Genomic DNA, 13,372 nt, shown 5'->3' with positions numbered 1-13,372 from the left:
AACTTGGATACCCGTAATGAAGCACGGACACTGGCGCTCTGCGAAAGTTGTCCACTTTGATCCCAATGCTGCGAAAAAAAAAGCGCCCCTGTTCAGGGCGCTCTTTGACCAGGCGTACGGCTTGTTACTTGCGTTTCATCGACAAGAAGAACTCGTCGTTGGTCTTGGTCGTTTTCAACTTGTCGACCAGGAACTCGATGGCAGCGACTTCATCCATCGGATGCAACAGCTTGCGCAGGATCCACATGCGTTGCAGTTCGTCGTCGGCGGTCAGCAACTCTTCGCGGCGGGTGCCGGAGCGGTTGATGTTGATGGCCGGGAACACACGTTTCTCGGCGATACGACGATCCAGAGGCAGCTCCATGTTGCCGGTGCCCTTGAATTCCTCGTAGATCACTTCGTCCATCTTCGAGCCGGTTTCAACCAGCGCGGTGGCGATGATGGTCAGCGAGCCGCCTTCCTCGATGTTGCGCGCTGCGCCGAAGAAACGCTTGGGTTTTTCCAGGGCGTGGGCATCGACACCACCGGTCAGTACCTTGCCGGAGCTCGGGATCACGGTGTTATAGGCACGGGCCAGACGGGTGATGGAGTCCAGCAGGATCACCACGTCCTTCTTGTGTTCGACCAGGCGCTTGGCCTTCTCGATCACCATTTCGGCAACCTGCACATGGCGGGTTGGCGGCTCGTCGAACGTCGAGGCAACCACTTCGCCGCGCACGGTGCGCTGCATTTCGGTCACTTCTTCCGGACGCTCGTCGATCAGCAGCACGATCAGATGAACTTCGGGGTTGTTACGGGCGATGTTGGCCGCAATGTTCTGCAGCATGATCGTCTTGCCCGCTTTCGGCGGCGCCACGATCAGACCGCGCTGGCCTTTGCCGATGGGGGCGCACAGGTCGATCACCCGACCGGTGAGGTCTTCGGTGGACCCGTTGCCGGCTTCCATCTTCATGCGCACGGTCGGGAACAGCGGGGTCAGGTTCTCGAAGAGAATCTTGTTCTTCGCGTTTTCCGGACGATCGAAGTTGATCGTGTCGACCTTGAGCAGCGCGAAATAGCGCTCGCCTTCCTTGGGAGGGCGGATCTTGCCAACGATGGTGTCACCGGTGCGCAAGTTGAAACGACGGATCTGGCTCGGCGAGACATAGATATCGTCTGGGCCGGCGAGATAGGAAGCGTCTGCGGAGCGGAGGAAGCCGAAGCCGTCCTGGAGAATCTCCAGCACGCCATCACCGGAGATTTCCTCGCCGCTTTTCGCGTGCTTCTTGAGCAGGGAGAAAATCACGTCCTGCTTGCGCGAACGGGCCATATTTTCTATGCCCATCTGTTCGGCCAATTCGAGCAGTTCGGTAATCGGCTTTTGCTTGAGTTCAGTCAGATTCATATAGGAATGACGTAATCATTTATGGAGGGGGGAAATTAAGCTTTTGGCTTAATGAGGCCGCGCCGCGGAGAAGGCGACAGGATCGCGTACTTGTTCGAAAGGAGTGCGTCGGCGACGGCTTGCAGGGGGCACTGGAGAAACCGGTGCGGGGCCGAATGTAACACCTGGGTTTGCGAGCGTCTAGCCCCGAACAACGAAAAAGCCCCGCGATTTGCGGGGCCTTTGCCGTGGCATTCGACGCTTAGATGTTGGCGTCAAGGAAAGCCGCCAGCTGCGACTTCGACAGCGCGCCGACCTTGGTGGCCTCGACGTTGCCGTTCTTGAACAGCATCAGGGTCGGGATACCACGCACGCCGTGCTTGGCCGGGGTCTCCTGGTTCTCGTCGATGTTCAGCTTGGCAACGGTCAGCTTGCCTTTGTAGGTCTCGGCAATCTCGTCCAGGACCGGGGCGATCATTTTGCACGGACCGCACCACTCAGCCCAATAGTCCACCAGTACAGCGCCTTCGGCCTTGAGAACGTCAGCTTCGAAGCTAGCGTCGCTAACGTGTTTGATCAGATCGCTGCTCATGGAAATCTCCGGGGTTGTCAGCAAAAAAACGTGGCCCATCATAGCTGCCCTTCCCAGGTTCAGGAAGCCGCAGTTGATTGAGTCTCGCTATGGCGCACGTTGCATTTGGGTATAGCTCAGTTCAGAAACCAGCAGGCGCAACGAAGGAAATTCCAGTGCGCAAGGCGGCATTACGCACATGTTCCTGCATGGCTTTCTGCGCAGCGCCCGATGCGCGACGGGCCAGGGCGCGAAGGATTTTGCGGTGCTCCTGCCAGGTCTCCACGGCTCGTTCCGCCCTGATGAACGGTAGCTCCGGGCCTCTCCAGGAACAGGGCGGCGCTGGCGGTGAGGATGCTCTGCATCGCCTGGTTCCGGCCGGCAACCCGGGTTCGCCCCATTACCGACGCCCGATAAAGGTGCGCAACGCAGCGCGACTGTGCAGACCGGTAAGGCCTCCGGGCGCCAGCAAAACCGCGGCCTCGATGGATGAAAAAGCGCTTTGGCATGGCCTGTGCTCTGTCCGAACACGCACATTACCTCACCGATTGCGGAGACCCGCCATGATTCAGCGTTGCAGCGCCCTGCTCACTGCCCTGTTTGCCAGCCTGATGCTTTTTCAGCTGCCCGCCCACGCCGATGGCCTGGAAGACGTAGTCAAGCGCGGCACTCTCAAGGTCGCGGTGCCCCAGGACTTCCCGCCGTTCGGTTCGGTGGGCCCGGACATGAAGCCCCGCGGCCTGGACATCGACACCGCGAAACTGCTGGCCGACCAGCTCAAGGTCAAGCTTGAACTGACACCCGTCAACAGCACCAACCGCATCCCGTTCCTGACCACCGGCAAGGTCGACCTGGTGATCTCCAGCCTGGGCAAGAATCCGGAGCGTGAGAAAGTCATCGATTTTTCCAGCGCCTATGCGCCGTTCTACCTGGCCGTGTTCGGTCCGCCCGACGCGCCGGTCAATGGCCTGGATGACCTCAAGGGCAAGACCATCAGCGTCACCCGTGGCGCCATCGAAGACATCGAATTGACCAAGGTCGCCCCCGAAGGCGCCACCATCAAGCGTTTCGAAGACAACAACTCGACCATCGCCGCTTACCTGGCCGGCCAGGTGGACCTGATTGCCAGCGGCAACGTGGTGATGGTCGCTATCAGCGAACGCAATCCCAAGCGCGTCCCGGCCTTGAAGATCAAGCTCAAGGATTCGCCGGTCTACGTCGGCGTGAACAAGAACGAGCCGGCGTTGTTGGGCAAGGTCAACCAGATCCTCGCCACAGCCAAGACCGATGGCAGCCTGGAGAAAAATGCCCAGGCCTGGCTCAAGCAACCACTGCCGGCCGACCTCTGACCGGCGCCTGAGAGACTGAGCATGGCTTATCAGTTCGACTTTCTACCGGTGGTACACAACACCGAGCTGTTGTTGCGCGGCGCGTTGTTCACCCTGGAGCTGACGGCCATCGGCGCGCTGCTGGGCGTCGGCCTGGGCATCGTCGGGGCGGTGGTGCGGGCGTGGAACATCCGTCCGTTCGCAGCGATCTTCGGTGTGTATGTGGAGCTGATCCGCAACACGCCGTTCCTGGTGCAGCTGTTCTTCATCTTCTTCGGCCTGCCCTCCCTGGGCTTGCAGATTTCCGAATGGCAGGCAGCGGTACTGGCCATGGTGATCAATCTCGGTGCGTACTGCACCGAGATCATTCGCGCCGGCATCCAGGCCATCCCACGCGGGCAACTGGAAGCCGCCGCGGCCCTGGCGATGAGCCGCTTCGAAGCCTTCCGCCACGTAGTGCTGCGGCCGGCGCTGGGCAAGGTCTGGCCGGCCCTGAGCAGCCAGATCATCATCGTGATGCTGGGTTCGGCGGTCTGCTCGCAGATTGCCACCGAGGAGCTGAGCTTCGCCGCCAACTTCATTCAGTCGCGCAACTTCCGCGCCTTTGAAACCTATGCGCTGACGACGCTGGTCTATCTGTGCATGGCGCTGTTGATCCGTCAGTTCCTGAACTGGCTGGGACAACGTTACATTTCCAGGAGCGGCCAATGAGCGACTTCACGCTATGGGACGTGATACGCAACCTGCTCACCGGCCTGCAATGGACCCTGGCATTGTCGCTGGTGGCATTTATCGGTGGCAGCGTGATCGGCTTGCTGGTGATGGTGCTGCGCATCTCCAGAAACGCCCTGCCGCGTAACCTCGCCCGCACCTACATCGAGCTGTTCCAGGGCACACCGCTGTTGATGCAGCTGTTCCTGGTATTTTTCGGCATAGCCCTGGCCGGCGTGGAGATTTCACCGTGGATGGCCGCGGCAGTTGCCCTGACGCTGTTTACCAGCGCTTATCTGGCAGAGATCTGGCGCGGTTGCGTCGAGGCGATCCCCAACGGCCAGTGGGAAGCGTCCGCCAGCCTGGCCCTCAATCCGCTGGAGCAACTGCGCCATGTGATCCTGCCCCAGGCCCTGCGCATCGCCGTGGCGCCGACCGTGGGCTTTTCCGTGCAGGTGGTCAAGGGCACCGCCGTCACCTCGATCATCGGTTTTACCGAACTGACCAAGACCGGCGGCATGCTCGCCAACGCCACGTTCGAGCCTTTCATGGTCTATGGCCTGGTGGCCCTCGGTTATTTCCTGCTCTGCTACCCCTTGTCCCTCAGTGCGCGTTACCTGGAAAGGAGACTGCATGCCTCTGCTTAGAATTTCCGCCCTGCATAAATACTATGGCGATCACCACGTGCTCAAAGGCATCGACCTGAGCATCGAGGAAGGCCAGGTGGTGGCGATCATCGGCCGCAGCGGTTCGGGTAAATCCACCCTGCTGCGGACCCTCAACGGCCTGGAATCGATCAACGACGGCGTGATCGAGGTCGATGGCGAATACCTCGACGCGGCCCGTGCCGATCTGCGCAGCCTGCGGCAGAAAGTCGGGATGGTGTTCCAACAGTTCAACCTTTTCCCGCATCTGACGGTCGGCGAAAACGTGATGCTCGCGCCGCAAGTCGTTCAGAAAGTATCCAAGACCAGGGCCACCGAACTGGCGCGGCAGATGCTGGAGCGGGTCGGCCTCGGCGAAAAATTCGATGCCTTCCCGGACCGTCTGTCCGGTGGCCAGCAGCAGCGGGTGGCGATTGCCCGCGCCCTGGCGATGTCGCCGAAAGTGCTGCTGTGCGACGAGATCACCTCGGCCCTGGACCCGGAACTGGTCAACGAAGTGCTCAGCGTGGTGCGCCAACTGGCGAAGGAAGGCATGACGCTGATCATGGTCACCCATGAAATGCGCTTCGCCCGAGAGGTGGGGGACAAACTGGTGTTCATGCACCAGGGCAAGGTGCACGAGGTGGGCGATCCGAAGGCGTTGTTCGCCGCTCCGCAGACGGCGGAGCTGGCGAATTTCATCGGGACGGTCGAGCCTGCCTGATCCTCGCTGCCAAAGAGGGTCTGTGGCGAGGGAGCTTGCTCCCGCTGGGCTGCGAAGCAGTCCCATGACCATTTGACCCGGTCCATCAGGAAAAACCGATTGGCCGATGTCACGACTGCTTCGCAGCCGAGCGGGAGCAAGCTCCCTCGCCACAGAGTCCTGGGACTTGCTCCGGCTCAAGGGTTTGGCTCAGGTGCGTTGGCGTAAGCGGTCGATCGTGGCAGGATGGCAAGGTTATCGACCGAGACTTTTTGACCATGCCGCCATCCCAAGCCAAGAATCTGTCCCTGATCGCTGCCATAGACCTGGGCTCCAACAGCTTCCACATGGTCGTCGCCAAGGCCCAGAACGGGGAAATCCGCATTCTTGAGCGGCTCGGCGAGAAGGTTCAGTTGGCCGCCGGCATCGACGAAGAGCGCAAGCTGAGCGAAGAATCCATCCAGCGCGGGCTCGATTGTCTCAAGCGCTTCGCCCAACTGATCAATGGCATGCCCCTGGGCGCGGTGCGGATCGTGGGCACTAACGCGTTGCGTGAGGCGCGCAACCGTGGCGAGTTCATCCGCCATGCCGAAGAGATCCTCGGCCACCCGGTAGAAGTCATTTCCGGCCGTGAGGAAGCGCGCCTGATCTACCTCGGTGTCTCCCACACCCTGGCCGACACGCCCGGCAAGCGGCTGGTGGCGGACATCGGCGGCGGCAGCACCGAGTTCATCATCGGCCAACGCTTCGAGCCGCTGCTACGCGAAAGCCTGCAGATGGGCTGCGTCAGCTACACCCAGCGTTATTTCCGCGACGGCAAGATCACGCCCGCCCGCTATGCCCAGGCCTACACCGCGGCACGCCTGGAAATCATGAGCATCGAACACGCCCTGCACCGCCTGACCTGGGACGAAGCCATCGGCTCCTCGGGGACCATTCGCGCCATCGGCCTGGCACTCAAGGCCGGCGGCCATGGTTCCGGCGAGGTCAATGCCGAGGGCCTGGCCTGGCTCAAGCGCAAGGTCTTCAAACTGGGCGAATCGGACAAGATCGATTTCGAGGGCATCAAGCCCGATCGCCGGGCTATTTTCCCGGCGGGCCTGGCCATCCTCGAAGCGATTTTCGACGCCCTCGAGTTGCAACGCATGGACCACTGCGAAGGCGCCCTGCGTGAAGGCGTGCTCTATGACCTGCTGGGCCGCCATCACCACGAAGACGTCCGTGAACGCACCCTGGGCTCGCTCATGGAGCGATATCACGTCGATCAGGAACAGGCCGTCCGGGTCGAGCGCAAGGCGCTGCATGCCTTCGACCAGGTGGCCGACGACTGGGACTTGAACGACGGGGTCTGGCGCGAGCTGCTGGGCTGGGCGGCCAAGGTGCATGAGGTAGGCCTGGACATCGCCCACTATCACTATCACAAGCACGGCGCCTACCTGATCGAGCACTCAGACCTGGCGGGGTTTTCCCGGGAAGACCAGCAGATGCTCGCGCTGCTGGTGCGTGGTCACCGGCGCAATATTCCCAAGGATAAATTCGCCGAGTTCGGCGATGACGGCATCAAGCTGATTCGCCTGTGCGTCCTGTTGCGCTTTGCGATCCTGTTCCACCACATCCGCGGCACCCAGCAAATGCCCCAGGTGGCCCTGCGCGCCGATGGCGATCAGTTGGATGTGATGTTCCCCGCAGGCTGGCTGGAAGAGAACCAACTGACCCAGGCCGACTTTGCCCAGGAAGCCGAGTGGCTGACGCGGGTCGGGATTGTGTTGAACATTCACTGATCCCGCCGCGCAGGGCCCCCTGTGGCGAGGGAGCTTGCTCCCGCTGGAGGGCGAAGCCCTCCCAAGGATTTTGGGTCTGCTTCGCAGCCCAGCGGGAGCAAGCTCCCTCGCCACAAAAGCTGAGCCTGCCCCCTTCCAGCAAACCTCTAGCGCACCGGCAACACCGGGCTGCTCAGACGCTCAAGCAAGGTCGCCTGGGCGCTGCGCGGGTTCTGGTTGCCGGTCGGCGTGTTGCGGATGTAGCGACCGTCCGATTGCAGGCTCCAGCTGTGGGTGTTGTCGGTGAGGTAGCTTTCCAGCTCCTTCTTGACCCGCAGGATGAGCTTCTTGCCTTCCACCGGGAAGCAGGTCTCGACGCGCTTGTCGAGGTTGCGCTCCATCCAGTCGGCACTGGAGAGGAACATCTGTTCCTCGCCACCGTTGAGGAAGTAGAACACCCGTGTGTGCTCCAGGAAGCGGCCGATGATCGAGCGTACGTGGATGTTATGGGACACCCCCGGAATGCCCGGCCTCAGGCAGCACATGCCGCGTACCACCAGGTCGATGCGCACGCCCGACTGGCTGGCCTTGTACAACGCACGGATGATCTTCGGGTCGGTCAGCGAGTTGAACTTGGCGATGATATGTGCCGGCTTGCCATCCAGGGCGAACTGCGTCTCCCGGGTGATCATGTCGAGCATGCCCTTCTTCAGGGTGAACGGCGCATGCAGCAGTTTTTTCATGCGCAGGGTCTTGCCCATGCCGATCAACTGACTGAACAGCTTGCCGACGTCTTCGCACAAGGCATCGTCGGAGGTCAGCAGGCTGTAGTCGGTGTACAGACGGGCGTTGGCCGCGTGGTAGTTGCCGGTGCCCAAGTGGGCGTAACGGACGATCTCGCCGGCCTCGCGCCGCAGGATGAGCATCATCTTGGCGTGGGTCTTGAAGCCGACCACACCGTAGATCACCACCGCACCCGCCGCTTGCAGGCGGCTGGCCAGTTGCAGGTTGGACTCTTCATCGAAACGCGCGCGCAATTCGATCACCGCGGTGACTTCCTTACCGTTGCGCGCCGCGTCCACCAGGGCATCGACGATTTCCGAGTTGGCGCCACTGCGGTACAGGGTCTGGCGCACCGCCAGGACGTGGGGATCCTTGGCCGCCTGGCGCAACAGGTCGACCACGGGCGTAAACGACTCGAATGGGTGCAGCAGCAGGATGTCCTGCTTGCTGATCACACTGAAAATGTTCTCGCTGTTTTGCAGCAGCTTCGGGATCTGCGGCGTGAACGGCGCGTATTGCAGCTCCGGATGGCTGTCCAGCCCGGTGATGCTGAACAGACGGGTCAGGTTGACCGGGCCGTTGACCTGGTACAGCTCGGTCTCCTGCAGGTTGAACTGCTTGAGCAGGTAGTCGGACAGATGCTTGGGGCAGGTGTCGGCCACTTCCAGGCGCACCGCATCGCCGTAGCGCCGGGAGAACAACTCACCGCGCAGGGCGCGGGCCAAGTCCTCGACGTCCTCGGTGTCCACCGACAGGTCGGCGTTTCGGGTCAGGCGGAACTGGTAACACCCCTTCACTTTCATGCCCTGGAACAGGTCATCGGCATGGGCGTGGATCATCGACGAGAGGAACACGTAGTTATCCCCCGGACCACCGACGTCTTCCGGCACCCGGATGATCCGTGGCAGCAAACGCGGCGCGGGAATGATCGCCAGGCCGGAATCGCGACCGAAGGCGTCGATCCCTTCCAGTTCGACGATGAAGTTCAAGCTCTTGTTGACCAGCAACGGGAACGGGTGCGTCGGATCGAGGCCGATCGGGGTGATGATCGGCGCGATTTCATCGCGGAAATACCGGCGCACCCAAGTCTTGATCTTGGTGTTCCAGTTACGACGACGGATGAAACGGACCTGATGTTTCTCCAGTTCCGGCAACAGGATGTCATTGAGGATCGCGTACTGACGGTCCACCTGGCCGTGGACCAGTTCGCTGATGCGCGCCAGGGCCTGATGCGGTTGCAGGCCATCGGCACCGGCCTGTTCACGGGCGAAGGTGATCTGCTTTTTCAGGCCGGCGACGCGGATTTCGAAGAACTCGTCCAGGTTGCTGGAAAAGATCAGCAGGAACTTCAAGCGTTCCAGCAGTGGGTAGGACTCGTCCAGCGCCTGTTCCAATACGCGGATGTTGAACTGCAGTTGCGACAGCTCTCGGTGGATGTACAGGCTGCTGTCATCCAGGCTGGGGATCGCAATCGCCGGGGCCGGGGCGGGCTCGGTGACCGCCGGGGGAGCGGGCTCCATTTCCGGCGGCGTTTCGGCGATCTGCTCGACCAGGGGTTGAGCGTCTTTTACGGCAACTTCAGAGAGTCCTTCGGTATTCATCGCAAGTTCCTGGGAGGCTATTTCTGCTCTCGTAGCAATTGGGCGGCGCGCACGGCGAAGTAGGTCAGGATGCCGTCCGCCCCTGCGCGCTTGAATGCGGTCAAGGATTCGAGGATCACCCCTTCGCTCAACCAGCCGTTCTGGATGGCCGCCATGTGCATGGCGTACTCGCCGCTGACCTGGTAAACGAAGGTCGGCACTTTGAATTCGTCTTTGACCCGGCAGAGAATGTCGAGGTAAGGCATGCCCGGCTTGACCATGACCATGTCTGCGCCTTCTGACAAGTCAGCCGCCACTTCGTGCAAGGCTTCGTGGCTGTTGGCCGGGTCCATCTGATAAGAGGCCTTGTTGGCCTTGCCCAGGTTCAGGGCCGAACCGACCGCATCGCGGAACGGGCCGTAGTAGGCGCTGGCGTACTTGGCCGAGTAGGCCATGATCCGCACGTTGACGTGGCCGGCCACCTCGAGGGCTTCGCGGATCGCCTGGATGCGCCCGTCCATCATGTCCGACGGCGCCACCACCTGGGCGCCGGCCTCGGCGTGGGACAGCGCTTGCCGGACCAGCGCATCGACGGTGATGTCGTTCTGCACGTAACCGTCTTCGTCGAGAATACCGTCCTGGCCGTGGGTGGTGAACGGGTCCAGTGCCACGTCGGTGATCACCCCCAGCTCCGGGAAGCGTGCGCGCAGCGCTCGGGTCGCACGTTGGGCGATACCTTCGGGATTCCAGGCTTCGGCAGCGTCCAGGGACTTGAGCCCCGGTGGCGTCACTGGAAACAACGCCAGGGCCGGGATGCCCAGCTCGACCCATCCGGCGGCCTCTTCAAGCAGCAGGTCGATGGTCAGGCGCTCCACCCCGGGCATCGACGCCACCGCTTCGCGGCGATTCTCACCGTCCAGTACGAACACCGGCAGGATCAAGTCATTGGTGGTCAGGACGTTTTCACGCACCAGCCGACGTGAAAACTCGTCACGGCGATTACGACGCAAGCGGGTGGCAGGGAACAGACGATTGGCGGGGGTAAAGCTCACGGCAGACTCCTGAGCCCGCGCAGACGGGCGAGCGTGACAGTTATAAGCGGTCATTATGACGAACACATTACAGAAGTGTTGCGCCTGTGACTTGCTGTCGCAGTTATTGTGGTTGTAGGAAATGTTCACGTCGAGACACATTTCGATACTTTCCTGAATGTGCCTGAAGGGTTAGGCTGCGCGTTCATTTCGCCAGCACCCAGACAATGCTCCAGCAATTTCTACACGACTTCGGCTACCTGGCCCTCTTTATCGGGACGTTCTTCGAAGGCGAAACCATCCTCGTGCTCGCAGGCTTCCTGGCGTTCCGTGGTTATATGGACATCAACCTGGTGGTGGTCGTGGCATTCTGCGGCAGCTACGCGGGCGACCAACTGTGGTATTTCCTCGGCCGCCGGCACGGGCGCAAGCTGCTGGCGCGCAGGCCACGCTGGCAATTGATGGGCGATCGCGCGCTGGAACATATTCGCCGGCACCCGGACATCTGGGTCCTGAGCTTCCGCTTCGTCTACGGCTTGCGCACGGTGATGCCGGTGGCGATCGGCCTGTCCGGCTATCCGCCGGGCCGCTATCTGCTGCTCAACGGCATCGGCGCGGCGATCTGGGCCACCGCCCTGGCTGCGGCGGCGTACCACTTCGGCGCCGCGCTCGAAACCATCCTGCCCAGCATCAAGAAGTACGAACTGTGGGTACTCGGCAGCCTGCTGGTCCTGGGTTTCGGGCTTTGGCTGCGCCGGCGGATCAAGAACGCCAGGCTTGCCAGGAAGACGCTCGAAGCCGAACGGCTGGAACAGGCCCGCAATAGCGAGCCTACGACGCCAACCGAGTAACCCGGCTGCGGCAGCAATACAGCCCGATACCACTGATCAGGCTGTAGCTGAGCAGCCCGACCCAGGCGATGGAACTGGCCGGCCACAGCCCGGCCAGCGGCGCCAGCCACACCAGCGGCAGACCCGAGGCCAGCCGCAGCAGTTCCAGCCTAAGCGCCCACGGGCGATTCTCCAGGGTTGCGCCCAACACGAACAAACCGGACGCCACCGCGCCCCAACCCAGCACCAGCGCGGCGACGGACAGGCTGTGCTCCAGATTCATCAGGTAGCTGCCTAAGGCTATGTAAACGCAGAATTGCAGCGCCACGTACCACTGCTGGCGCCCGTCCAGCGGGACTTCGAATTTGCGAAAGCGTCCCAGGTCCTGTTTGCTCAACGGGTACTTCGCAGCCACATCCGCCGGCCGCCAGCCGGTGGGCATGAACCAGATCCGCAGCTTGTCCCACCAGTGCCCGGCCCGCCTCGCATCGCTCCAGAGCTGGGCGTAGAACTGCAGGTTCGCCCAGAGCGGGTTCCAGCTGGCCAAAGGCGTGGTCACGCCGAAAATCACCGGCTCGTTGTCGTCCTCTTCCTGGAAACTGCCGAACAGACGATCCCAAATAATGAACACCCCGCCGTAGTTGCGATCCATGTAGAGAGGATTCTGTGCATGGTGGGCACGATGATTGGACGGCGTGACGAAGCACCACTCCAGCCAGCCAAGCTTGGGAATATGCTGGGTGTGCACCCAGAATTGATACAACAGGTTCAATGCCGCGACGCTGACGAACACCACCAGCGGCACGCCCGCCACGGCAAGCGGGACGTAGAAAATCCAGCTCAACAGAAACCCGGTGCTGGTCTGGCGCAGCGCAGTGGACAGGTTGTAGTCCTCGCTCTGGTGATGCACCGAATGGGCCGCCCAGAGGATGTTGCGCTCATGGCCCATGCGGTGCAGCCAGTAGTAGCAGAAATCATAGAGCACAAACGCAAAGACCCAGGTCCAGACCTTGTCGGCGGGCAACTGGAAGATCGCTACATGCTTCAACGCGTAGGCGTAGGTCACCAGCCCCACGCCCTTGGTCAACAGGCCGGTGGTGGTCGACAGCACCCCGGTGCTCAGGCTGTTGATCGCGTCCGCCAGGCGGTAGTGGCTCACCCCACGCCAGCGATCGGCGAGCAACTCGACGGCAATCAGCACAAAGAAGAACGGCACGGCATACAGAATGAAATTCATGACGCGACCCGAGCATGGAGGAAACCCGCAGATTAGGTGTAGCCGCTGGATATCCCTATGGCAACGAGTGACAAATTAGTGGACATTTAACGCCATGAATCTGGAGAACAACCCATGAGCAAAAAAATTGCAGTGATCCTTTCGGGCTGTGGCGTGTACGACGGCGCCGAGATCCACGAAAGCGTGATCACCTTGCTGCGCCTCGACCAGCGTGGCGCGCAGGTCCAGTGCTTCGCCCCGAACATCACCCAATTGCATGTGATCAATCACCTGACCGGGGAAGAAATGCCTGAAAGCCGCAACGTGCTGGTGGAATCGGCACGCATCGCCCGGGGTGACGTGAAGGATCTACGCGAAGCCCGGGCCGAGGACTTCGACGCGCTGATTGTGCCCGGCGGTTTCGGTTCGGCGAAGAACCTGTCCAACTTTGCCGTCGAAGGCGCCGGCTGCACCGTCCAGCCGGAAGTCCTGGCGCTGGCCGAAGCCTTCGCCGAGGCCGGCAAGCCGGTAGGCCTGATCTGCATTTCCCCGGCCCTGGCAGCGAAAATCTACGGCCCAGGGGTGGTCTGCACCATCGGCAACGATGTCGACACGGCCGCCGCCGTGGGCAAAATGGGCGGCACCCACGAAGACTGCGCCGTCACCGACATCGTCGAAGACACCGCACGCAAACTGGTCACGACCCCGGCCTACATGCTGGCCAGGAACATCAGCGAAGCGGCGTCGGGGATCAACAAACTGGTGGATCGGGTGCTGGAGCTGACGCACGAGAACGACGTGTAACAGCAGCGCCGCCAACCCAATGTGGGAGCGAGCCTGCTCGCGATGGCG

Annotated in this window: 12 protein-coding genes and 1 pseudogene; 7 read left to right on the top strand and 6 right to left on the bottom strand. The window is 61.7% G+C overall.

Features of this window, described 5'->3' with window-relative positions:
* Positions 1-124: 124 nt before the first annotated feature.
* From rho to ACLEJR_RS05550, 3 genes and pseudogenes are all read right to left on the bottom strand, one after another.
* Complete coding sequence (gene rho / locus ACLEJR_RS05560) at positions 125-1,384, bottom strand: transcription termination factor Rho (protein ID WP_003206716.1); 1,260 nt, start codon at positions 1,382-1,384, stop codon at positions 125-127.
* A gap of 241 nt (positions 1,385-1,625) precedes the next feature.
* Positions 1,626-1,955 carry a thioredoxin TrxA gene (trxA, locus tag ACLEJR_RS05555; RefSeq protein WP_003206727.1) on the bottom strand — a complete coding sequence of 110 codons (330 nt, stop codon included), beginning with the start codon at positions 1,953-1,955 and terminating at the stop codon, positions 1,626-1,628.
* 121 nt (positions 1,956-2,076) lie between these two features.
* Positions 2,077-2,317, bottom strand: a pseudogene (locus tag ACLEJR_RS05550) (FCD domain-containing protein); the annotation flags it as partial.
* A gap of 180 nt (positions 2,318-2,497) precedes the next feature.
* Here ACLEJR_RS05550 and ACLEJR_RS05545 point away from each other — a divergent pair.
* From ACLEJR_RS05545 to ppx, 5 genes are all read left to right on the top strand, one after another.
* The gene (locus tag ACLEJR_RS05545) at positions 2,498-3,283 is read left to right on the top strand and encodes a transporter substrate-binding domain-containing protein (protein WP_440796015.1); all 786 of its coding nucleotides are present in this window, start codon (positions 2,498-2,500) and stop codon (positions 3,281-3,283) included.
* 21 nt (positions 3,284-3,304) lie between these two features.
* Positions 3,305-3,973, top strand: coding sequence for an amino acid ABC transporter permease (locus ACLEJR_RS05540; protein WP_440796017.1), 669 nt, complete (start codon positions 3,305-3,307; stop codon positions 3,971-3,973).
* On the top strand, positions 3,970-4,620 hold the full coding sequence (locus tag ACLEJR_RS05535; protein ID WP_440812632.1) for an amino acid ABC transporter permease: 651 nt from the start codon (positions 3,970-3,972) through the stop codon (positions 4,618-4,620). The genes ACLEJR_RS05540 and ACLEJR_RS05535 overlap by 4 nt, the downstream gene beginning before the upstream one ends.
* Positions 4,607-5,341 (top strand): amino acid ABC transporter ATP-binding protein, encoded by a 735-nt coding sequence (locus ACLEJR_RS05530; protein WP_440796021.1) that lies wholly within the window; start codon positions 4,607-4,609, stop codon positions 5,339-5,341. Before ACLEJR_RS05535 ends, ACLEJR_RS05530 begins: the two co-directional genes overlap by 14 nt.
* A gap of 257 nt (positions 5,342-5,598) precedes the next feature.
* On the top strand, positions 5,599-7,101 hold the full coding sequence (gene ppx / locus ACLEJR_RS05525) for an exopolyphosphatase (RefSeq protein ID WP_440796023.1): 1,503 nt from the start codon (positions 5,599-5,601) through the stop codon (positions 7,099-7,101).
* A gap of 146 nt (positions 7,102-7,247) precedes the next feature.
* Here the strand turns inward: ppx and ppk1 are convergent, their stop codons facing one another.
* Positions 7,248-9,464: a polyphosphate kinase 1 gene (gene ppk1 / locus ACLEJR_RS05520; RefSeq protein WP_440796025.1), complete on the bottom strand. Its 2,217-nt coding sequence runs from the start codon at positions 9,462-9,464 to the stop codon at positions 7,248-7,250.
* A gap of 17 nt (positions 9,465-9,481) precedes the next feature.
* On the bottom strand, positions 9,482-10,495 hold the full coding sequence (hemB, locus tag ACLEJR_RS05515; protein ID WP_440812631.1) for a porphobilinogen synthase: 1,014 nt from the start codon (positions 10,493-10,495) through the stop codon (positions 9,482-9,484).
* A 206-nt stretch (positions 10,496-10,701) separates the two neighbouring features.
* Between hemB and ACLEJR_RS05510 the strand changes: the two genes are divergently transcribed.
* Entirely contained in the window at positions 10,702-11,325 is a 624-nt protein-coding gene (locus tag ACLEJR_RS05510) for a DedA family protein (RefSeq protein ID WP_440796028.1), read from the top strand.
* Here the strand turns inward: ACLEJR_RS05510 and ACLEJR_RS05505 are convergent.
* Positions 11,306-12,541: a sterol desaturase family protein gene (locus ACLEJR_RS05505; RefSeq protein WP_440812629.1), complete on the bottom strand. Its 1,236-nt coding sequence runs from the start codon at positions 12,539-12,541 to the stop codon at positions 11,306-11,308. The two genes, ACLEJR_RS05510 and ACLEJR_RS05505, sit on opposite strands and share 20 nt — an antisense overlap.
* A 114-nt stretch (positions 12,542-12,655) precedes the next feature.
* Between ACLEJR_RS05505 and elbB the strand changes: the two genes are divergently transcribed.
* A complete protein-coding gene (gene elbB, locus ACLEJR_RS05500) occupies positions 12,656-13,324 on the top strand; it encodes an isoprenoid biosynthesis glyoxalase ElbB (RefSeq protein WP_440812627.1) in 669 nt (222 codons plus the stop codon).
* Positions 13,325-13,372: the final 48 nt, after the last annotated feature.

Origin of the sequence: Pseudomonas sp. SMN5 (assembly GCF_052041925.1) — a bacterium.
Lineage (GTDB): Bacteria > Pseudomonadota > Gammaproteobacteria > Pseudomonadales > Pseudomonadaceae > Aquipseudomonas.
The sequence above is the reverse complement of the archived record's forward strand: the minus strand, read 5'-3'. Positions and strand labels throughout refer to the sequence as shown.